This window comes from Desulfuromonadales bacterium (genome assembly GCA_035620395.1).
Taxonomy (GTDB): domain Bacteria; phylum Desulfobacterota; class Desulfuromonadia; order Desulfuromonadales; family DASPGW01; genus DASPGW01.
The window spans coordinates 1-21,490 of sequence record DASPGW010000184.1 but is presented as its reverse complement, the minus strand read 5'-3'; the positions used below and the strand labels follow the sequence as shown (position 1 = coordinate 21,490).

Here is a 21,490-nt window from a genome sequence, read left to right as displayed (position 1 = left end):
CGCCTCCTTCTTCTCCACCGTCACCCCCGGCCAGTTGCCGACGTGCAGCCGGCTGCCGGTGATGGCGTTGATCAGGGTCGATTTGCCCGCGTTGGGGTTGCCGGCCACCGCGATGGTGACGACGCGCTTCTCCACCGGGCGCAGGTGCGGCTGCCGGGCCGCCTCGTCCCCGTCGATTTTCACCGGCTCGACTGCCTTGCTCATTTCAGCACCTCCACGGCAATCCCTTCGGCTTCCTTCTTGCGCAGCGAGAGCTGGTAGCTCTTGACCGTCACCTCGATGGGGTCGCCCAGCGGCGCGACCTTGACCACCTTCACCTCTTCGCCCACCAGCACTCCCATGTCCATCAGGCGCCGCCTGAGCGGGCCGATGGCGCCGATGGCGGTGATCTTCCCTTTTTCGCCGGGTTTGAGCTTTGCCAGATTCATTATTTCCTCCAGGGCGACAAAATACTTTTCTCACGCGACGCCGCGACGGCCGCAACGAAATTCAAAAGCATTTTCATTTAGTTTTCACGCGAAGCCGCGAAGAGCGCGAAGAAATGCAATTTATATGGGGTTCTTCGCGGCCTTCGCGGCTTCGCGTGAGGCTGCCTTTTCAGATCAACCGTCAGTTGGTGCGCCGCACCATGATCTTCATCGCCATGCCGCGACCCATGGCGATCCGCGACTCGTCCACCCTTAACAGGATCGGGCCGCTGCCGTTGGTGAGCATCTCGATGGTCTTGCCGACCCGCAGGCCCATTTCCTCCACCCGGCATTCGCACTTGCCTTCCGGGTTTTCCCTGATCGACACGATTTCCGCCTGCTCGCCGGGGCTGAGAAGTCCGAGTGGGAACATGATCTGCGCATCTCCTTGGCTGTTGCAGAATTTGAAAGTCGTTGTCAAAAATACAGATGTCGGACGGTTCCGTCAAGAAAAAAATGATTGTCGTTTTCAAAATTCATTTGAGCCCCGGGATATGCCTGGCTAGTTTGCCTAGCTCAACCGCCGCCCCATGGTGCGGATACCTTAAACATATAGGCTGGTCGCTGAATGGTAGCGGATCCAGGAGTTGTAACTCATTGACAAATAGTCTTTTTCTGTTAATGGATAGAGTCATAGGATGTACTTTTTTAGTTAAAAGCTAATTAAAAACGACGTGTTCTTTCGAAAACCGGTGCGGCGCGGAAGGGGGTGATCCCCATGGGTCTGAAAGGACCAGGCGAACGATCAAGATGAGCAGAATTAGCGCATCATCACGAGGAGAAACGTCATGAGAGGCAAAGGGACCATCTGCATCAAGGGTGTGGTCATTCTGCTTACGGCTCTGGTCCTGCAGGGGACCAACTGGGCCGCGGCGGAGGAGCTCACAGTGATGACCAGGAACCTGTATCTGGGCGCCGACCTTACACCGGCGATGACCGCACAGAATCAAGACCAGTTCTATGCGGCCGTGTTCGATATTCTGGGCACGATCGAAAACAATAATTTCCCTGCTCGGGCCGAGGCTCTAGCGGCAGAGATCGTGGAGAAAAAACCGCACCTGGTCGGCCTGCAGGAGGTCTACAACTTCACGATCGACGAGGCCAATCCGGGGCCGCCGTTCAACGACTATCTGCAAGAGCTTCTGAACGCCCTGGCGGCGCAGGGTGCTGATTACCGGGTGGCCGCTGTCGTCAAGCATCTGGACCTGGCGCTTCCATTTGGCGCCAACCTGATCGGTGTTCTCGACCGCGATGTGATCCTGGCGCGCGGCGACGTGGTGACTGAAACAATCGATCTGAACGGACTGTGTCAGGTGTCGGAAGATGGCTGCAATTACCAGGTCGTGGCCAGCCTGCCGAATCCTCTCGCCCCGGAGTTGTTGCCCCCGATCGTTATCGAGAGAGGTTTCGTAGCCGTCGACGCCTGGGTTGATGGTTTCCCCGTGCGCTTCGTCAACACTCATCTCGAAGTGCGAGAGGTCGGTCCGTTCGGTCTGCTGCAAGCGGCTCAGGCTTTTGAGTTGACCCAGGTCCTCGCAGTGCTGAACTCTGAACCGCTAAACCCGCTGGGGGCGCCGATCATCGTGGTCGGGGACTTCAACTCGGATCCTCGCGATCCGGTCCAAGCCGGGCCGATCGTCCCTCCCTACCTGCAACTGACAGCGGCGGGATTCCTGGACGCCTGGACCCTGCGGCCAGGGAAAGCGGAGGGGTTTACCTGCTGCCAGGAGGAGGACCTCCTGAACCTCGAGTCGGACCTCTATGAGCGCGTCGATCTGATCTTCTCCAGCGAGGAACCTGCCGGGGTCAAGACGAATTTGGTGGACAACAACGAGGCGGATAAAGGGCCATCCGGGCTTTGGCCCTCGGACCATGCCGGGGTGGTGGGTCGGATGGTGTTCGCGCCGTAGTCAGGGTAAGCGGCGATGCCGGCAGAAAATGAATACCTTTGAAGGGGGGAAAGGCTGCCGGCGTCCCCCCTTCTCCCGTGCAGGTCAAACAGAATATGGGAAACGGGGAATAAGCCGGATGCCGAATCAATCTTCAAACGCGCACCGCCGACGAATCCAGGCCGCCGTTCTGCGTCGGAAGGGCGGTCCCTTGCAGATCGAGTCCCTCGCACTGGAAGGCCCGCGGGAGGCCGAGGTCCGGGTGCGTTTCCCCTCGACTCTCTGGTGAAGTTCTACGAATTCCGCAACATCAACCGGGCCATGGACGATGCCCGGCGCGGTGAGACCATCAAGCCGGTGCTGCGGATCGGCGAAGCGTAAGCAAAGCTTGCATCCAAGGAATTTCGCCCCCCCTCCCCCCCTGCTTCCACATCCCCTTGTCCACCTTTTCCAATACGGCGATGACGGGCTCGAATTAGTCTTTGAAAACGTCTCGGAGACTGCTAAAATTGTTTTAATTGTTTGACTCGAGGGGGGCAAATGACCAATCGCGAAATCCTCTTTAAGATCCTCGGCGAAGCCAGCGGCCAGTCCGCCAATGATGTCGCCGACATGGCTACCCATCTGTATCCGCTTCTGAGCTCCGGGTTTCGTCTGGACGAAAAAATTTCCGACACCAAGGCTCAGGAACTCCTGGCCAAGTACCGTCAGGAACTTCCCGGCATCCGCGCCTGGCTTATCCGCAGCGCGCTTATGGCCAACCCGGGCGGCCATCACGGCACGGCCTAGCGCCTCTGTAGCCCTAATCTTCCCGGATTTCCGAGGGTACATAGGGTCAAGTCTTGCCCTGCCACTTTTGAGATTATCAAAGATAGAAGCAGTGGCGAGGCAAGACTTGACCCCCAGCCGATATGCGGCTGCTGATGGGGGGAACGTCCAGGCGGGTGAGGCAATAAACTGTTCTCGGAAGGGAATGGAGCAGTGAATGAAAAGGACAGGATGGGCAGGGTCGGCTCTCGCCCTCTCTGGGCTTATCGGCTGTCGAATCCGATCCGGGCAGCGCACCTGGTTGGGGCGGCGGTCTTTCTGGCCGCCTACCTTCTTGAGAGCGATCCCGGTCCGCCAGGTGTCTATGTGATCGTCGCTGTCGTCAGCGGCGGCATGCTGCTGGTCATCGAGTGGTTACGGCATCGCCAGATTTTTCGGGAATTGGCGGGGGTGATTACTCTCGTAAAACTCCTCCTCCTGGGGGCGGCGCACCATGGTTTCCTCCCCGGGCCGGCAACGGTCCTGCTGGCCTTCGTCATCGCCTCGATCGGGTCCCATGCCCCGAAGCACGTACGGCACCGGCTGTTGTTTTAGCGAGGCGAATGCAGCGAATGCGGACTGCACGGAAAAAGAGGACAGAACTCTGTCCCCTTTCAACTCTCGCCAGCTATTCGATGTGGGCCTTGGCGGTACCCAGAGCGAGCGTCTTGTCCCTGGTTATCAGCTGCCATTTTCCCTCTGGGGAATGGAGACCGGCACTTTTGTCCTGCCCCCGGCTGTAATACCAGTCGCCGAACCGCTCCACGGTTGAGAAGGGGTGATTTCCCCTGCAGAAAATGCCACAGGGATTGATCTCTTCGAGAAAGATCGTCTCGTCGGGCTGGTCCTCGTAGAGCAGGTCCGCCGGCAATTCGATCTGCGATACATCCACCTTTTCCGCTTCCAGCTGGTCCAGCCAGTCAGCGACCCTCATTTCCTGTCCTCCTTTGGTCCCAGTATACCGCAGCCGAACTTCGGTCCCCCACCCCTATGCATTTACTCCCGTTCCTCTTTGCCACACCGACCAGCGGCGCCATCCATTCCCTGATCGCCCTCTCACCCTCTCCCTTCGCCTCCTCACCCGATTCCGAACGCCGCGTCTGACACCCGCCCGCACCGCCGGTGCTTTTGATCTATACTCTATCCAGGGTCGCAGCCCAGTCCAAATGGCAAAAAAATGGATACTTCCCATATTCTCACCGAAAACCCGGTATCGCGAGGGCACGTTATGGACGAAGACCTTAATCAGATGACACGCGAGGAACTGATCGCAGAGGTCAAGAAGTTACGGCAAGGCATCCGCCGGCATCGCGACAGCAGCCGACACGAACTCTGCTGGCACCATCCAGCACTTTGGGGCTTGCTGCCGGAAAAGACGGATCCGATCCCGGTGGTGCCGGAATGGCCGGAGTTCATCAGCGGTTGCGTGCGATATCGCCAGTCGCTGGACGAGCAGGCCCCGAATGCCCCGCGGACGAAGGAGCCGTATAAAGAGTGACGGGGAGACTCCCCGCCGGGAAAATGAACCCCACTGCGGAACCGGCCCGGGGTGACTCGGAGATTCGTCCAGGACTCTTTCATTCGGGGGCAGGGATTGCCGGAAGGTGAGATTAAACTTGCAGCGTTCGGAAGGCTCGTGCTAGCTTCATAAAACTTAAACGTTTGTGTAACAACAGTTTTTCCTTCTGGAAAACCACACAGACCGCTTATGGCTGCGTGGTTTTTTTGTTTTGAACAGCAGACCCGCAAAAAAATCATGGAAAGAAATCATCAATGACACTGAGCACCCTGCTTAAGGAACTGTCCATCAGCCTGGAACTTGCAGCTGATCCTGAGATTACCGGCATTTCAACACTCCGTGAGGCAACGGGCTCGCACCTCTCGTACGCAGTCAGCGACAAGCACCTGGATGCCCTCAAAAATACCGGGGCGGCGGCGGTTCTGGTGACTGAGCAGCTCAGGGACATGGTCTGCACGACCGCGATCGCCGTCGTGGTGGAAGACCCTGAACTGAGCATGGCGCGTGCCAGCAGGCTTTTCAGGGAAAATTTCGACCTCCCCCGAGCCGGCTCCCAGCAGATCGACCCGACCGCGGTGATCTTCCCCAATGTCTCCATGGGGACCAATGTCACCGTCGGCAAAAACAGCCGGATCATGTCGGGTGTCTATCTGGGTGACCATGCGGTGGTCGGCGACGAGACAATCATTCATCCCAACTGTGTCGTCTATCACCATTGCCGGATCGGCAGCCGCTGCATCGTGCACGCGAATACGGTCATCGGCAGTGACGGCTTCGGCTACGCTCACACGAAAAGCGGCGAGCATGTCAAAATCGAGCAGATGGGCAACGTGGTTGTCGAAGACGATGTCGAGATCGGTTCCAACACTTCCATCGACCGGGCGACCTTCACCTCGACGGTCATCGGCAAGGGGACCAAGATCGACAACCTGGTGCACATCTCCCACAACGTCAAGGTGGGGGAGCATACGATCATTGCGGGTCAGTCGGGAATTGCCGGGTCGACGACCCTGGGCAGAAACGTCGTCATGGCCGCCCAATCCGGGGCCACCGGGCATATCAAAATTGCCGATTTCACGAGAATCGCCGGGCGCGGGGGCGTCACGAAGGATACGGAACCCGGCAAGACCTATGCAGGGTTTCCGTTGATGGAGCACAAGACCTGGCTTAAACTCCAGGCGAAACTGGCGCGTCTGGTAAAAAACTCCCGGTAATTTCAAAAAAGGGGACACTTCCGAAGAATAGAGGACGGGCTATACGGTAGTCCGTCCTCTATTTCGTGGTCGGGCAAGGTGTTTCAGTGCCGCTCCGCTCCGCCTTCCTTCCGGGCGGCCGCCTTCATCCGCGCCAGCTCGTCGCTGCCGACGGCGGCGGCCGAGTAGGGGTGGATGGCGGCGGCGTTGGCGGCGAAAATCCGGTTCTTCACCGGCCCGTTCCCCGGGCCGAGGGGCCGGAAGCCGAATTTCTTCTGCAGATCCTCCGGAATTTCCAGGCGGCGCAACGCCTCGATCTGCCACTGCGGCCCGCCGTACCAGACCGAATCGGTTCCCCAGACGACCCGGTCCTCCCCCATCCCCTTGATCAGCGTGCCGAGGATGCCGGCGCAGTAGCGCGGCGCGCTGACGGCGGTGATGGCGAAGATCGAGCCGAGCTCGGCGAAGACGTTCTTCACCCCGTGCTCGCCGGGAATGCGGGCGAGATCGCTGACCCAGGGGATCTCGCCGGTCCGCTCGAAGGTCTCCTGCTCCGCCTGCGAAGGGATCCCGCCATCGCGCAGGGCCGAGTGGTAGATGACGAAGTTGAGCTGCGGCCAGTCCCGGGCCGCCTTCGGCAGGTCGTCGACGCCGCCGAACCGCCAGGTCTTCGCCATTCTCTCCCGGTAGCCGGAAGGGAGGAGCCCTTTGTGGATGGCGACGGTGGTGATCCCGGCCTTGACCATCCGCTCGTAGGCCGGATAGAGGAGCTTCTCGTCGTCGAGCCGCCAGGGCCATTTCGAGTCGCCGAAGGGGCTGCCGACCGTGTACCCCTTCCAGCCGTCCGGCCGCCAGGCGGCGGCGCGCTCCAGCTCCTCCAGCCAGCCGGGCGCCCCGGGGGTGAAGACGGCGTGGGCAAAGAGCCGCCTGGAGCCGGCCCTGTCGTTGACCGCCTGCCGCGCCCGGGCCGCCTCGTCGTTGCTGAGGAACCAGCGCTGCGGGTCCTCGTGCGGGGCGTTGCTCAGCAGCGCCAGGGCGGTCTCGCTCTGCAGGAATACCTCGCGAAAGTAGCTGTCGAAGCGGATGTCGGCCAGCGTCTGCTGCCCCTGCAGCTGCGGGTTCCACGGCCTGGCCAGTTCGCGCAGGCCGAGGATGCCGGTCGAGGGGTAGGCGGGATGGACGAAATGGGTCTGGACGTCGAAGATGAGCTGCCCCTGCAGTCCGGCCTCCCGGGCGGCGGCCGCCTCCGGGTCGGCCGCCTCGGCCGGGGCGACCGCGAAGAGCGGACCGAAGACGGCATTGAGGGCGAGGAAGGCCGCCGCCATCCCGCAGCTGCTCTGCAGGAAGCGGCGCCGATCCATCCCCAGGGGCGCCGCCAGGCGGTCGGCCAGCTGCAGCAGGCCCGCCTCCACCCGCCGCATCGCCTCGCTCTGCTCCGCAGCGGCTTCTCCTTCGGCAAACAGCCTGGTCGGGACCGGCAGTTGGACAGATTGCTGCGGCGCTGCTCTCTTTTTCCTCTCGGCCATGGTCATCCTCCCTGGTTTTTTCTGCCAGTCTACCCGGAGAAGAGGGCAACGCAAGCGAGGGGAGGAGAACGCCTCTTCCCGTCGCCGCCGGAATCGGTTATCATCCCCCCATGAAAATCCTCCTGCTCCTCCTTTACCTGCTCACCCTCGCTGCCGGCCTGTGGCTGCGGGCGCTCAACCTGCGCCATCTCAAACGGCACGGCGCCACCGTCCCCCCCGAGTTCGCCGGCGCCGTCGACCCGGAGGTGCTGCGCCGCACCGCCGCCTACACCCTGGCGCAGAGCCGCCTCGGGCTGGTCGAGTCGCTCTTCGGCGCCGCCCTGACCCTCGCCTTCCTCTTCGGCGGCCTGCTGCCGCTCTACGACCGCTGGGTCGCCTCGCTCTCCGGCTCCTTCGTTCTGGCCGGCCTCCTCTTCTTTCTCGGCCTGCAGCTGGCGCAGACCCTCCTCGACATCCCCTTCAGCCTCTACCGGAACTTCATGCTCGAGGCTCGCTTCGGCTTCAACGTCATGTCGGGCCGGCTCTGGCTGACCGACCTGGTGAAGTCGACCCTCCTCTCGCTGGTGCTGCTGGGTCTGCTGACCGCCGGGGCGCTCGCCATCATCCAGGCGAGCCCGCAGCGCTGGTGGCTCTGGGTCTGGGCGCTGGTCGCCCTGGTGACCCTCTTTCTCATGTACCTCTCCCCCACCCTGATCGAGCCGCTCTTCTACAAGTTCGAGCCGGTCCGCGACGAGGAGCTGAAGGCCCGCATCGAGGCGCTGACGGCGAAGGCCGGGCTGCAGGTGAGTGCCGTGCAGCAGGTCGACGCCTCCCGCCGCAGCCGGCACTCCAACGCCTACTTCACCGGCATCGGCCGGGTGAAAAGGATCGTCCTCTTCGACACCCTGCTGGCGCAGATGACCCACGACGAAATCCTCGCCATCCTCGCGCACGAAGCCGGCCACTGGAAGCAGGGGCACATCCGGCGGCGCCTCTGGGCGGCCGAGCTCCTCTCCCTGGCCGCCTTCTGCCTCGCCTTTCATCTGCTGCAATGGGGCGGCCTGCCGCAACTCCTGGGGTTCCCGCAGTCCTCCTTCTTCGCCCAGGTGGTGATCCTCGGCTTTCTCGGCTCCCTCGTCTCTTTTCCGCTGACCCCATTCGGCAGCTGGCTCTCCCGCCGGCACGAACGGCAGGCCGACCGTTTCGCCTGTCGGCTCACCGGCGAGCCGGCCTCCCTCGCCTCGGCCCTGATCAAGCTGGCCAAAGAGAACCTTGCCAATCTCCATCCGCATCCCCTCTACGCCTGGTTCCACTATTCCCATCCGCCGATCGTCGTGCGGGTGCGGGAGCTTCGCCGGGAGTCGGGATGAGCACCTGTACGGTCGCCGAACTCCCTGTATTAAGAGATGATTTTAAAGTTAGTGGCGGTTGCTGAACTGTCAATCGATGGTAAGTTTTAATATACGGATGTTTCAGGAAAGGTGCGGCATGCTGGCGTTCGAGGATGCGGCCAAATTCGACAACGCGAAGAGGAGGGACGATCAGGATGGCTAAGAAACCGCCGCTGCAGCCCGCAGGAAGCCTCGACCGCGCCCGCCTGCGGGCACTGGGGAAGGAGGTGGCCCAGGGAAAGGCGCTGGATAGCCTGGGACTTTCCGAAACGGAGGTCCGGAAGCTCATCCACGAACTCGAGGTCTACCAGGTCGAGCTGGAGGCCCAGAACGAGGAGCTGCGGCAGGCGCAGCTAACCCTGCAACAGGCACGCGACGACTATGCCGAGCTTTATGAGCTGGCGCCGGTCGGCTACTTCACCCTGGACGAACGGGGCATTATCGAGGCGGCGAATCTCACCGGCTGCGAACTGCTGGGCTCGCCGCGCAGTGAGGTGGTCGGCCGCCCCTTTTCCGGCTTCCTCACCGAAGAATCGGCCGATACCTTCCATCGCTACCTGCGGGCGGTCTTCCGGGAAAGCGGGCGGCAGGTGTGCGAGCTGGCCCTGGAGAGCACCGAGGCCGGCGAAAGATACGTGCAACTGGAGAGCCGGGCGATGCCGGGCGGGCGGAAAGAGCCGCGCTCCCTGACCATTGTCACCGACATCACGGCGCACAGAATTGCCGAAAAGCAGCAAGTCCTGCTCGCCAGCATCGTCGAGGCATCCGGCGACGCCATTTTCGCCACCACCCTCGACGGCCGCATCACCAGCTGGAATCCCGGCGCCGAGCGGACCTTCGGCTACACCGCGGCCGAGGCGATCGGCCGCCCCCTGTCGGACCTCTTTCCGCCCGATTCGGCCGAGGAAGGGGCGCGGATCATGGAAAAGCTGCGGATGGCGGAGGCGGTCGACGAAGAGGAGACCGTCTGCCTGCGCCGGGGCGGCCGCCGGTTTCCGGTCGGACTCGCCCTCTCGCCGATCCGCGACGCCGGCGGGTCGGGGTTGGCCGGCTCGATCATTGCCCGCGACATCACCTTCCGCCTGCAGGCCAGGGAGGCCCTGCGCCGGGCCATCGAGACTGCCGAGGAGGCCGACCGGGCCAAGGGAGAGTTTTTGACCAGCGTCAGCCACGAGGTCCGCACGCCGCTGACCGTGGCCCTCTCGGCCCTGGAGCAAGTCCTGAACTCCGACCTGGATGCCGAGCAGCGGAAATTTCTGCAGATGGCCCTGAGCTCTTCGCAATCGCTGCTGCGGATGATCGACGAAATTCTCGTGGTCTCCCGAATCGATGCGGGCAAGCTGGAGCTGGCCCGGGAGCCTTTCGACCTGCACCAATGCGTACGCGAGGCGGCGGAACCCTTCTCCCTGCCGGCGCGGCGCAAGGGGCTGGAGCTGAGCTGCGAGATTGACCCTCAAGTGCCGCAGACCATCGTCGGCGACCGGGAACGCTTGCGTCAGATCCTGGTGAACCTGATCGCCAACGGCGTCAAATTCACCGAACGAGGGAAGGTATCGGTTGCGGTGAAGCCGACGAGAACCCCTGCCGCAGAGGCGGACGGGACCGTCCTGCTCATCTCCGTGGCGGACACCGGTATCGGCATCCCCCGCAAGAAGCTGCCCCTGCTCTTCCAGCGTTTCAGCCGGATTAATTCTACCCCGTCCCGCCACCCCAGCGGGATCGGTCTGGGACTGGCAATCTGCAAGGAACTGGCGGAGGCGATGGGAGGGGGCATGCACGTGGAAAGCGAGGAGGGGAAAGGGAGTCTCTTCTCCTTCATCCTCCCCCTGCTCTCCAGCGGCCCGGATCTGCACATCCGGGGCCGGGAAGGAGCGCAAAGAGAGACCGCCAAGGCCGGGACGGAGTCCCGCCAGATCCTTCTGGTCGAGGACGATCCCACGATCTGCGAAGTCATGATCGCGCTGCTGCGCAAACGCGGCTGGGAGGCCGTAGCGGCCAAAGATGGGCTGATGGCCCTGCAGCTGTGGGGCAACGGCGGGTTCGACCTGATCCTCATGGATATCCAGATGCCGCTGCTGGACGGGATTCAGGTCACCCGGGCGATTCGGGTGAAGGAGCAGAAACGGGGCGGACATATCCCCATCATCGCCCTGACGGCGCACGCCACCAAAGAGGACAGGGCGGCATGTCTGCAGGCCGGGATGGACGATTTTTTGACCAAACCCGTGGCGTCGGCCGATCTTTACGCCCTGATTGAGGAGCAACTGACCAGGCAGGGGAAAGGATCCGGCTGACCTCCATCCCACCTTGGCCGCGCCATCAATTCCCCTCCCCCGAGCGGCCGATCCGGGAAAAGCGCAAGAAGGGGGCACAAGCGCCGGTTTTTCAGAAATTTTTTCCGCCAATCTGCCAAGGACAAACATGCAGCGGCTTTCATTTCCCGGAGATGGAGTGCCCTGCTTGGGCTGACTGAAGGAGACGAACACAAGGAGGCAGTGATGAAATCACCTTCCTGGCGCTGGCTGTTTATCCTTCCCCTGCTCCTCACTTCGGTTTTCCTGTCTTCCGTCCCCCTGGCGGCCGCCGAGCCGGCGGCGGAGGATTTTCCCTCTGTCACCCTCTGGCCCCTGGTGTGGCACCGGGAGAGCCCGGAGGAGACGGTCACCGATGTTCTCTGGCCCATTTATCATAAGGAGCGGCAGGGAAGCCGGGAGCGGGTGGCGCTGCGCCCCTTCCTGTTCAGCCTGGAGACCGACCCGGACCGCGAAATCCGGCGCCTGCAGGTTCTGTGGCCCCTGAGCCGTTTCGAGCACAGGGGCGACACGGAGCGGGATTATGTCTTCCCGGTTTATTGGCATGGGCATGCCGAAGGGCGGCAGTGGCTGCATCTCTGGCCCCTGTTCGGCCGCTCCCGGGAGGCCGACGGCACCCGCACCCTCTCGACCCTCTATCCCTTCTTCCAGTACGGCAGCCAGGAGTCGAGCGGTGCCTACAGCGTGGATGCCCCCTGGCCGCTGGTGAACCGCTTCCGACGGGAAGGGGCCGAAGGGGGGAGGGCGCTCCCCTTCTACTGGCGGCACAAGACGGCCGCGGCCGACGGGGGACTGCTCTTCCCCTATTTCTGGTACGACACGGAAGAGGTGCACCGCCAGGCCATCCTCCCGCTGTGGTACCGCTCGCAAGCTGCCGACTCGCGCCTGAGTCTGCTCATCCCGCTTTATTACTCCCGGGAAAAGGGAGACAGCTCCCAACAGGCCATTCTCCCCCTGTGGTACCGGAGCCGCGCTCCGAACGCCTCCACTTCGCTCCTGGTCCCCTTCTGGTTCTCGTACCAGCGGGAGGAGAGCCGTTTCCGGACCGTTTTCCCCCTTTACTGGGAGCAGAAGGATGCCGACTCACGGCTTCGCCTCATCGTCCCGCTGCACGGCCGCCATGTCGGTCCGGAAACGGAGACCTCGGCCTGGCTCCCGGTCTATTTTCACCACCGGGACCGGGAAGCGCAGAGCGACCTGGTCTACTACTTCCCCGTCTACGGCCGCTATACCCTGCGGGAGCGGGTGACGCGGCACCTTTTGCTCTTCCCCCTCTACGCCCACTTTGTCGATATTGAACGGGACCACCGGTCGTGGAATGTCCTCTGGCCGCTCTTTCACTACGAGACCGCCCCCGAGTTCTACCAGGCCTGGGCGCTCCCCTTTTACTGGCACAGCCGTTCCCCCGTCGCCGAGCGGACCATGGCCTTCGGCCTCTACTGGTCGAACCGCCGGCATGATGCCGGCAGCACCTGGCTCCTTCCCGTCTATGCGCATCTCTTTTCGGCGGAAAAGGAGCAGCGGCACATCCCCCTGCTCTACAGCACCTTCCGCCGCGCCGACGGCTACCGCAAGAGCCTGCTGCTCGGCCCCCTTTACATCGCGACCGAGGACCCGCAGGCCGAGCGCCGCCAGACCGACGTCCTGTGGCCCCTGATCAGTCACAAGGAGGAGAAGGAAAAGAGCCACACCCGGGCGCTCCCCTTTTACTGGCACACCCGGCGGCCCGAAAGGGACTTCAGCCTCGGCTCCCTCGCCCTGCTGCCTCCCTATTATCTGCGGGAAGAGGCTCCCGGGCATTCGCTGTGGCACCTCTGGCCTTTCTTCGGCAAAACCCGGCAGGGGGGTTACGATGAAGTCTCCAGTCTCTGGCCGCTGCTGCGCTGGGGAGACGATCCGGCGGGGGGCCACCGCACCCGCCAGTTCCTGCTTGCCTATTCCATGGAGCGGGGGGAGGCCCACAGCAGGGGCTTCTTCCCCCTCTGGCACCGGCGGCAGGAGCCCGGCAAGGTGAAGACGCTCTCTCTGCTGCATTGGAACGAGAAGGAGGAAGCGCGGGATGTCTCCCGTTTTGCCCTCCTGCACCTGGGCGACCCGGATTTCAGTCTGTTCAGCCTGAAGCACGACGGCGAAAAAAGCCGCCATCGCCTTTTTCCGCTATACAGGTTCGCCCGGAACGAGAAGGACCACAGCCGTCGGCTCTCCATCCTGGGGCCGGTTTTCTCCCGCCGCTGGAGTCCCGAGCACAGCCGAACCCGGCTGCTCTGGAAAACCCTCTATTTCGAGCACGGCCCGGACAAGGAGGAGAGCGGCCTGCTGTGGCGACTGGTCCGCTCCTATCGCGGCCCGGACCGGGAGATTTTCGAGTTCAACCCTTTCTACTACCAGGAAAAAAAGGCTGACGGGGAGGCATACCGTTCCTGGCTGGGGGGGGTCTTCGCCACCCGGCAGCGCGGAGATGCGAGCCGAGAGCATCGGCTGTTCTGGCTGGTGAAGTGGTGAAAACGGTCTTGACAAAGATGGCCGTTCAGCTGACTATTCGTTGCAAACAGATGTTTGAAAGTCTCCGAAAATAGCAAACCCGGAGAAATCCGGGGGCGCAAAGCCACGGGTCCTCGGGCCGGCTCTTGCCACACAGGGGTGGTCACGGACAGCCGGGTTGCCGAAGAGATCGCTTCTGCCATGGAGTTGGGGGCGACACCATCGGGCGCTGATCTTCGGGATGGAGATCGGCGTTTCTGCATTTTGTAAATGGAGGTGCACATGCGGCACCTGAGCCTGAAAACCAAGATGGCCTGCCTCGTCTCCCTGCTGGTGGCGGGGATTCTGCTGTTGACCGCCTTTCTGGGTATCGGCTATTTCGAGAACAAATTCCGGGAATCGATCGCCAGTCAACAGTTCTCTCTGGTTTCTGCCCTGGCGGCGGAGATCGACAGCAAGATTCTGGCTGCCCAGAATCAGATCATGGCCGTTGCCGGGGGAGTGACCCCGGAGATGCTGGCCGACCCGGCCCTGGCGGAGCGATATGTGGCCAGTCAGGCGGCCGTCCTGCAGACCTTCGATAACGGCATCTTTCTTTTCTCTGCTGCGGGGAGGATGCTCGCGGGTACCGACATGGAACCTCATATGCGGGAGAGGGACTATTCCTACCGTGAGTATTTCCAGGAGGCGGTGCGCACCGGCAAACCCCATATCTCCAGTCCCTTCGTCTCCATCCAGTCGCATGGGCATCCGATTATCATGCTGACGGTGCCGATTGTCGGCGAGAACGGTAAAATGGCGGCCCTGCTGGTGGGAAGCCTCGACCTGCTCGGGAAAAACTTCCTGGCCCGGTTGATTGAGCTGAAAGTTGGCGAACAGGGGTACCTCTACCTGTTCAGCAGCGATCGCACCATGATTCTTCACCCCGACCGCAGCCGCATTCTGCACAAAGATGTTCCCGTGGGGGTCAATCGCCTCTTCGACCTGGCTGTCGAGGGTTTCGAGGGATCCGGCGAAACTGTCAACTCCCGCGGTCTGGCCGCCATCGCCACTTTCAAGCAGCTGCAGAGCACCCAATGGATTCTCGCCGCGAACTACCCCGTAGCCGAGGCGTATGCACCGATCACCCGGGCCCGACGGTATTTTCTGGCCGGCCTGGCGGGAATGCTCGCCCTGTCCATCCCGGGGGTCTGGATGTTCATGGGATTTCTGACCCGGCCGCTACTCCGGATCACCTCGAGCGCCCGTGCGATAGGGGAGGGAAAGGAAAATTTCCAGCCGCTGCCGGTGGTGGCCCGGGATGAAATCGGTGTTCTGGCCAGCGCCTTCAATCGCATGATGGCGGTGATCGAACAGCAGCAGGAAGCCATCCGCGAGGAAAAGGACTTCGCCGAGAACCTGCTGGAGCATGCTGCCGCTCCTGTCTTCGTCATCGATGCAGAACATCGGGTGATCATCTGGAACCGGGCCTGCGAAGAGCTCACCGGCATTCGTGCGGAAAAGGTCAAGGGGACGGCCGGGCACTGGCGGGCTTTTTATGAACAGCCCCGCCACTGCCTGGCCGATTTCGCGGTGAGCGGCATGATGGAGGGGCTGCCGGCCGGATATGAACGGCATGATCGCTCGACCCTGGTTCAGGAGGGATTGCGGGCCGAGGGATGGCGCGTCATGGCCAGCGGCCGCCGGCGCTATCTGAGCTTCAACGCTGCTCCCGTCCGCAACAAACAGGGGAAAATCGTTGCTGCCATTCAGACTCTGGAGGACCTCACCGAGAACAAGGAGGCGGAAAAGCGGCTGGAGCAGATGGCCCATTTCGATACCCTGACCAATTTGCCCAACCGCGCCCTTTTCTTCGATCGACTGGATCAGGGCGTGGCGGCGGCAGTTCGCTATGGCCACACTCTGGGGCTGCTCTATCTCGACCTGGACGGCTTCAAGCAGGTCAACGACAGCGCCGGCCACGACGCCGGCGACCAGGTGTTGGCCGCCGTGGCGCGGCGACTGGAAAAGTGCATACGGCGCAGCGATACGGTGGCCCGCGTCGGCGGAGACGAATTCACCGTCATCCTGACGCAGGTAGCTGGTGAAGCGGAGACGCAAATGGTCGCCAGCCGTATTCTCGATGCCCTGGCGGCCCCCTTTATCCTGGGCGAGCACACCTTCACCCTCGGCGTCAGCATTGGCATCAGCCTCTGCCCGGCCAACGGGTGCGACCCCGACTCGCTGGTCAAGCAGGCGGATACCGCCATGTATCGGGTCAAAGGGGCAGGTAAAAACAGTTACGGGTTCTATCTGAACGAGAGTGCGGGCGCAGAGGAAACAGGGTGTCAGGGGCGAGGGTGCAGTCCAAGCCGGCGAGATGCATGCGAAGCAGCCTGGAGAACAGGCTGAGAGCTGCGACTGTGCAGCCCGCAATTGCTCCGGCAGCGACCGACTGGCCCCTTGTTGAGCTATTCAGGCCAACCTGATCGTTTGTTCTGCGAGGGCAAAGAGACTCTGTCCGAATAAAAAACATTGAACGCGGCACATACTCTCATGTACTTTATGGGGAATGGTACAGGAGGATCCGCATATCCTATTAGTGGAAGACTCGGAAATGCATGCCGAGCTGATCCGGGAGGCTCTGCTCGCCTGGAGTGCAAGCGTTCGCATTTCAGTTGTTTCCAGTCTGGCCGAGGCGCGCGCCTTTCTTGCCGAAACGACCCCTGACCTCGCCCTGATCGACCTGATGCTCCCCGACGGCCGGGGGACGGAGCTGCTGCCGGCCGACCGGGAACAGGCCGCCTTTCCTGCCGTGATGCTCACCGGATCGGGGGACGAGCAGACCGCGGTCGAGGTGATGAAGGCCGGCGCCCTCGATTACCTGGTGAAATCGGGCGCTACCCTGACCGACCTGCCCCGCATCGTCGAGCGCACCCTGAGTCTGTGGAGTCACATCCTTCGCCGCCGGCAAGCCGAGGTCAGGTACCGCCTGCTTTTCGAAAACATGTGCGAGGCTTTGGCCGTCGACCGGATCGTCTGCGACGAGCAAGGCAAGCCGGTCGACTGGCTGATCACCGACGTCAATCCCGCCTATGAAGAGATCTTCGCGGTCTCCCGCGAGCGGTCGGTCGGCCGTCGGGCCAGCGAACTCTATGGCTCGACCCTCGACCTGGCGCCCGTTCTGAAAATCTTCGCCGGCGTCACCGAAACCGGCGAACCTGCCCGGCTGGAACGCTTTTTCCCCCCTTCCCAGAAGCATCTGCTGATTTCCGCCTTTTCCCTTGGCGGCGGGCAGTTCGCGACCCTCAGCAAGGACGTTACCGAGCGCAAAAGGATGGAGGCCGAGCGCGAGAGCCTGATGGCCGAGCGCGAAATGTTCCTGCATACCATATCCCATGATCTGCGGACCCCGCTGACGGTCATCCAGGGGTATGCGCAGCTGTTGCGCGAAACGCTGATACGGGAAGCGTGCGGCGAGAGTGCGGCGCTGATGTGCGATGAGGTGCTGAAGGGTGCCCAGCGGATGAACCGGATGATCGAGGAGCTGGTCGAAATGGCCCGACTCGAGGGTGGGAAGCTGGTCCCGAAGCTCTCGGCGCTGCCCCTGGGCGCCTTCGTGCAGCAGTTGCTGGGCCGGTTGCAGGGAGTCCGGTTGAAAGGCTCTTTGCAGACGGACCGCCTGACCGTCGTGATCCCGGCCGACCTGCCGCCGGTCCTGGTCGACCCGGACCTGCTGGAGCGCATTCTACTGAATCTGCTGTCCAACGCGATGAAATATTCGCCGCCGGAGAGCCCGGTGAGGCTGGAGACTCACTGTACGAACGGCGAAGTCCTGGTTTCAGTGGTCGACCGGGGTATTGGCATCTCCCCGGAGGATCAGTCCCGCCTCTTCGAGCGCTTCTGCCGGCCGAAAGGCGTCCGGCGTGCGGACAGTGTCGGCCTCGGCCTCTACATCACCCGGATGCTGGTCGAAGCCCACGGCGGGCGCATCCGCGTCGAGAGCGAGCCCGGCCAGGGGAGCACCTTCTCCTTCACCCTGCCGGTCGCCTGAATTCCTGCCCTATCCCCCAGCTACATGAAGGTTAATAATGCCCCCAGTGACTAAACCGTGGAGGCACGGGTTTTGATAGAAGAAACGATTGCGGGCATTCTGACCGAATGCTGGAAAATACTCCTCGAATCCTCTCCCTACATGCTCTTCGGCTTTCTGGGCGCCGGCCTGCTCAAGGCCTTCCTCCCCGAGGAGGCGGTGGCGCGCCACCTGGGCAAGAACAGCACCGGCGCGGTGCTCAAGGCTTCGCTCTTCGGCATCCCCCTGCCGCTCTGCTCCTGCGGCGTCATCCCGGCCGCCGTCGGGCTGCGCAAGCAGGGGGCGAGCAAGGGGGCTTCGGCCGCCTTCCTCGTCTCCACCCCCGAGTCGGGAGTCGACTCCATCGCCATCACCTGGGCCCTGCTCGATCCGGTGATGACCGTGGTGCGGCCGCTCGCCGCCTTTTTTACCGCCACCATCACCGGACTGCTGATCAACCGCCTGCCCGAGGAGACGGTGCCGGTCGCCCCCGCCGAGGCATTGGCGGGCGGCTGCGGCTGTGCCGGCAGCAACTGCGGCGGGTTGACCGCCCCGGTCGAGCCGCCGCTGGGGCGGCGCCTGCGCGACGGGCTCACCTACGCCTTTGGCGAGCTGCTGGGCGACATCGGCCGCTGGCTGCTGCTCGGCATCCTCATCGCCGGCGTGCTCGCCTGGTGGCTCCCCGACGACTTTTTCGTCCGCCATCTGGGGAGTGAATTCTCTTCGCTGCTGATCATGCTGGTAGTCGGCATCCCTCTCTACATCTGCGCCAGCGCTTCGACTCCGGTCGCCGCGGCGATGGTCCTCAAGGGGCTCTCTCCCGGTGCGGCCCTGGTCTTTCTCCTCGCCGGCCCGGCCACCAATGCCGCCACCATCACCGTCGTCACCCGCTTCTGGGGGCGGCGGGCCACCGTCGTCTATCTTGCCGCCATCGCCGGCTGCTCCCTGCTGTTCGGCTGGCTGCTCAACCGCTTCTATGCCTGGACCGGCCTCGACATCAGCCGCTGGATGACGCACTTCCAGCACGAAGAGGCGTCGCTGCCGGCCATAACGGCGGCGCTCCTGCTCCTCGGCCTGATCGTCTGGCAGAATCTCAGGGGATGGTGGGTGAAGAAGAGAGGATGCTGCGGTTAGCGGCCGCCGGCTACTTGATGGTGATGCTGCCGACCATTCCCATTTCGGTATGCCCGGGAATCGTGCACTTCAGGTCGTTGAACCCGCCGGTCTTGACCGGCACGAACCACCATTCGGCCGTCCCGCCGGGATAGACCTCGATTTCCCTGACGTTTCCCTTCACCTCGGCAAGCGCCTCGCCGTCGAATCCGTTGACCTGGACCTTGCGCGTGAAGACCGCCTGCGCCATCCCCTCGGAAGAAAAGTAGTGCTTCTGGGGGCTGGGGTTGGTCAGAATCAGCCGGTAGAGCTTGCCCGTCTCCAGGCGGATCGCCTCGGGGAAGAAGCGCAGAGCATCTTTTTCATTGCCGAGCGTGACCTTGATCTCGACCGGTTCCTGCTGCGTGAGGTCGCCTGCCGCCTGTGCCGAGGCGTACGGCTGGGCGAGCACAAAGGCAAGGACCAGGAGTTTCAGTGTTGCAGTTGCCATGACGTGCCTCCGTAAAAGGCGTGCGATTTAGCAGAAGGTCAAACCGGGTGCAAGGGCGGGTGCCGCAGGCTGCCACCCGGTCCGCGTTCCTGGTGCCGTCACCCCTGATGCTCAATAATCCAGATGGGCGGCCCGCACCCGCTGCAGGAAGGTGCCGAGCAGCCGCAGGCGCAGGAGCAGACCCCGCGGGCCGAAGCGCCGCAGGGTGCCGAGGGCGGTGCGCAACGGCATCGCGGTCTCGTAGAGCCGGGCGAGCTCGGCGTAGAACTCGACAGGGGGGAGGCGGGTCGGCAGCAGGGCGTGCAGCAGATCGAAAAGCTCCGGTGCGCGGCTCAGCAGCTCCCCCTGCCTGGCGGCATGCAGCTCGGTCCCCGGCAGCGGCGTCAGGACGGCGAAGAGGGCGGACTCGGGCTTGAGCCGGCGGACGTAGGCCGCCAGCGACCGGAAGTCGTCGCGGCTGAAGTCCGGGTCGACCATGAAGGAGGCGTACAGAAGGATTCCCAGTTCGTCGAGGATTTGCGCGGCCTTCGCCTGCTGGGCGGTGGTTACCCCCTTCTGCATCGCCGCCAGCCGCTCATCGGAGCAGGCCTCCATCCCGACGAAGACCTGCCTGAGGCCAAGGGCGGCCCATTTGGCGAAGAGCTCTGGATGGGCGACGATGGTGTCGGCCCGGGCGTGCAGGAAGTAGGTTTTGCGGATGCCGGCCGCGCGGATCAGGTCGGCCAGTTCGTCCATGCGCCGTGCGTCGCACATCGACTCGTCGTCGCAGAGGAAGACATGCGGCTCGGCGATGGTCTTCAGCTCCGCCACCACCTGCTGCGGGTCGCGGCGCAGGTACCGGCCGCCGGTCAGCGACCAGAGGGCGCAGAAGGTGCAGCGGGCGGTGCAGCCGAGGGAGGTGCGGATCGAGGCGAGGGGCCGGACCCATTCGCTGAAGTAGTTGCGGCGGTAGCGGGCGGTCAGGCCCCGGTCGGGGCGCGGCAGCTCGTCCAGGGCGGCCATCGGCCGGTCCGGCGTGAACCTCATCCCCTGCGGCGACGGGATGGCAAGCCCGGCAATGCCGTGCCACGCCTTGCCGCGCTCCAGTTCCCGGGCGATCTCGCGCAGGGTGAAGACCCCCTCGCCAATCACCACCAGATCGATTTGTGGCACGTCGAAGTCGGCCGGGCAGACCGTGGCGTGGTGCCCCCCGACCACCACCGTCACTGCCGGATCGATGGCCTTGAGCCGGGCGGCGATCGCCTTGACGATGTTGGCGTGGCTGGTGAAGCCGGTGATGCCGACCATAGCCGGTCTGCTCCGGCGCAGCGCCCCCGCGATGTCCGGCTCGATGCGGGCGTCGAGGATCGTCGGCGCATGTCCGTCGAGCCGAAGCCCCGCGCCCAGATATTCGAGGGCGAGGGGTTCGAAGAGGTGGATCCGGTCGAGCAGCGGTTCGCAGCTCGGCGGCTGAATGAGCAGCACGTTCATGGCGCTATCCCCTTGCCAGGGCGGCCCCCAGCGCAGCGCTGCAATTCCAGGAGAGGCCGTTGGCCATATTCAGGAGGAGGTTCACTCGATGCGCATCTGCAGGCAGTTGCCGAGTCGCCGGAAATTATCCCGCCACTCATCCTGCCCCGCCGGCGGCAGAGTCTGGTGGATGTCCCAGTACAGGTTCTGCGCCTGCCACAGGTCGACCTTGATCGGCAGTGAGCAGAGGACCTCGACGGTCTCGATGATGGTCAGCAGCAGTGCCAGATTTTGCGGGGCGAGAGCCAGTTTCTCCATCTGCCGGACGATCTGACGGCCGGCGGCGAGAGCGAGGATCGGATCCTCGAGTGGGATGCCGAGCTTTTCCACTTCCTCGGCCAGGACCCGCAGCTGGTTTGGATGCAGCCGACTGTTCTCCAGCAACTGGCGGAAGCGGGAGACCGTCACCAGTTCGACCGGCACCGACAGCGGCTTGGGAATCGGCACGTCGATTTCGCGCAGGAAGCGCATCAGGGGAAAGTGGTTTTCGTAGACCGTCCGGAAGGAGGCCTCGATCTCTTCGAGCGTCTGCGCCATCACCTGCTGCAGAACCTGGCGCTGCTCGTCCTTGAAGAGGTGCCAGAGGTTGTAGGTATGGGCGCCGAAGTGCCGGTCCATCTGGCGGACCACCTCGGGGATGTCGCTCCGGTCGAAGGCGGCGGTCACGGCCTGGCGCATGGCGGTGAAGGCCTGCTGGTCCTGGTAGGGACGCACCCCGGCATTGAGGTTGTGGCCGCCGAGGTTGAGGACGGCATAGGTGAAT

At 63.2% G+C, this 21,490-nt stretch carries 19 protein-coding genes and 1 riboswitch; of the genes, 11 read left to right on the top strand and 8 right to left on the bottom strand.

Going from position 1 to position 21,490, the window contains the following annotated elements; genetic code table 11:
- The 3 genes from VD811_09970 to VD811_09960 all read right to left on the bottom strand — a co-directional run.
- Positions 1-204, bottom strand: a 204-nt coding sequence (locus VD811_09970) for a FeoB small GTPase domain-containing protein (GenBank protein ID HXV21297.1), incomplete at its 3' end; no start/stop codon positions are given.
- Entirely contained in the window at positions 201-428 is a 228-nt protein-coding gene (locus tag VD811_09965) for a FeoA domain-containing protein (GenBank protein ID HXV21296.1), read from the bottom strand. The genes VD811_09965 and VD811_09970, both read right to left, overlap by 4 nt.
- 181 nt (positions 429-609) lie before the next feature.
- Positions 610-840, bottom strand: a complete 231-nt coding sequence (locus VD811_09960; GenBank protein ID HXV21295.1) for a FeoA family protein — start codon at positions 838-840, stop codon at positions 610-612.
- Between the two features lie 415 nt (positions 841-1,255).
- On the opposite strand from VD811_09960, the gene VD811_09955 reads away from it, so the two are divergent.
- The 3 genes from VD811_09955 to VD811_09945 all read left to right on the top strand — a co-directional run bounded on the left by VD811_09955 (position 1,256) and on the right by VD811_09945 (position 3,718).
- On the top strand, positions 1,256-2,377 hold the full coding sequence (locus tag VD811_09955; GenBank protein ID HXV21294.1) for a hypothetical protein: 1,122 nt from the start codon (positions 1,256-1,258) through the stop codon (positions 2,375-2,377).
- A 519-nt stretch (positions 2,378-2,896) separates the two neighbouring features.
- Positions 2,897-3,145: a hypothetical protein gene (locus tag VD811_09950; GenBank protein ID HXV21293.1), complete on the top strand. Its 249-nt coding sequence runs from the start codon at positions 2,897-2,899 to the stop codon at positions 3,143-3,145.
- 192 nt (positions 3,146-3,337) lie between these two features.
- Complete coding sequence (locus VD811_09945) at positions 3,338-3,718, top strand: hypothetical protein (protein HXV21292.1); 381 nt, start codon at positions 3,338-3,340, stop codon at positions 3,716-3,718.
- A gap of 73 nt (positions 3,719-3,791) precedes the next feature.
- Here VD811_09945 and VD811_09940 read toward each other — a convergent pair whose 3' ends face one another.
- Entirely contained in the window at positions 3,792-4,097 is a 306-nt protein-coding gene (locus VD811_09940; protein HXV21291.1) for a hypothetical protein, read from the bottom strand.
- 294 nt (positions 4,098-4,391) lie between these two features.
- Here VD811_09940 and VD811_09935 point away from each other — a divergent pair, with 294 nt between their 5' ends.
- Positions 4,392-4,661, top strand: a complete 270-nt coding sequence (locus VD811_09935) for a hypothetical protein (GenBank protein HXV21290.1) — start codon at positions 4,392-4,394, stop codon at positions 4,659-4,661.
- Positions 4,662-4,936: 275 nt separating this feature from the next.
- The gene (gene lpxD / locus VD811_09930; GenBank protein ID HXV21289.1) at positions 4,937-5,896 is read left to right on the top strand and encodes a UDP-3-O-(3-hydroxymyristoyl)glucosamine N-acyltransferase; all 960 of its coding nucleotides are present in this window, start codon (positions 4,937-4,939) and stop codon (positions 5,894-5,896) included.
- Positions 5,897-5,979: 83 nt separating this feature from the next.
- Here the strand turns inward: lpxD and VD811_09925 are convergent, their stop codons facing one another.
- A complete protein-coding gene (locus tag VD811_09925) occupies positions 5,980-7,401 on the bottom strand; it encodes an amidohydrolase family protein (protein ID HXV21288.1) in 1,422 nt (473 codons plus the stop codon).
- A 110-nt stretch (positions 7,402-7,511) separates the two neighbouring features.
- On the opposite strand from VD811_09925, the gene VD811_09920 reads away from it, so the two are divergent.
- The 6 genes from VD811_09920 (at position 7,512) to VD811_09895 (ending at position 18,749) form a co-directional block, all read left to right on the top strand.
- Positions 7,512-8,750, top strand: a complete 1,239-nt coding sequence (locus VD811_09920) for a M48 family metallopeptidase (GenBank protein HXV21287.1) — start codon at positions 7,512-7,514, stop codon at positions 8,748-8,750.
- A 176-nt stretch (positions 8,751-8,926) separates the two neighbouring features.
- Complete coding sequence (locus VD811_09915; protein ID HXV21286.1) at positions 8,927-11,065, top strand: PAS domain S-box protein; 2,139 nt, start codon at positions 8,927-8,929, stop codon at positions 11,063-11,065.
- Positions 11,066-11,269: 204 nt separating this feature from the next.
- Positions 11,270-13,585 carry a hypothetical protein gene (locus tag VD811_09910; GenBank protein HXV21285.1) on the top strand — a complete coding sequence of 772 codons (2,316 nt, stop codon included), beginning with the start codon at positions 11,270-11,272 and terminating at the stop codon, positions 13,583-13,585.
- A gap of 62 nt (positions 13,586-13,647) precedes the next feature.
- Positions 13,648-13,750: riboswitch (cyclic di-GMP riboswitch) on the top strand.
- A gap of 96 nt (positions 13,751-13,846) precedes the next feature.
- Positions 13,847-15,955, top strand: a complete 2,109-nt coding sequence (locus VD811_09905; GenBank protein ID HXV21284.1) for a diguanylate cyclase — start codon at positions 13,847-13,849, stop codon at positions 15,953-15,955.
- Between the two features lie 160 nt (positions 15,956-16,115).
- Positions 16,116-17,597 (top strand): ATP-binding protein, encoded by a 1,482-nt coding sequence (locus tag VD811_09900; protein HXV21283.1) that lies wholly within the window; start codon positions 16,116-16,118, stop codon positions 17,595-17,597.
- Positions 17,598-17,672: 75 nt separating this feature from the next.
- Positions 17,673-18,749 carry an SO_0444 family Cu/Zn efflux transporter gene (locus VD811_09895; GenBank protein HXV21282.1) on the top strand — a complete coding sequence of 359 codons (1,077 nt, stop codon included), beginning with the start codon at positions 17,673-17,675 and terminating at the stop codon, positions 18,747-18,749.
- Between the two features lie 10 nt (positions 18,750-18,759).
- Here VD811_09895 and VD811_09890 read toward each other — a convergent pair whose 3' ends face one another.
- From VD811_09890 to VD811_09880, 3 genes are all read right to left on the bottom strand, one after another.
- Positions 18,760-19,218, bottom strand: coding sequence for a plastocyanin/azurin family copper-binding protein (locus VD811_09890; GenBank protein HXV21281.1), 459 nt, complete (start codon positions 19,216-19,218; stop codon positions 18,760-18,762).
- Between the two features lie 111 nt (positions 19,219-19,329).
- Positions 19,330-20,688, bottom strand: a complete 1,359-nt coding sequence (locus VD811_09885) for a radical SAM protein (GenBank protein ID HXV21280.1) — start codon at positions 20,686-20,688, stop codon at positions 19,330-19,332.
- 81 nt (positions 20,689-20,769) lie between these two features.
- Positions 20,770-21,490: DUF3536 domain-containing protein (locus VD811_09880; GenBank protein HXV21279.1), on the bottom strand; the 721-nt coding region annotated here is incomplete at its 5' end.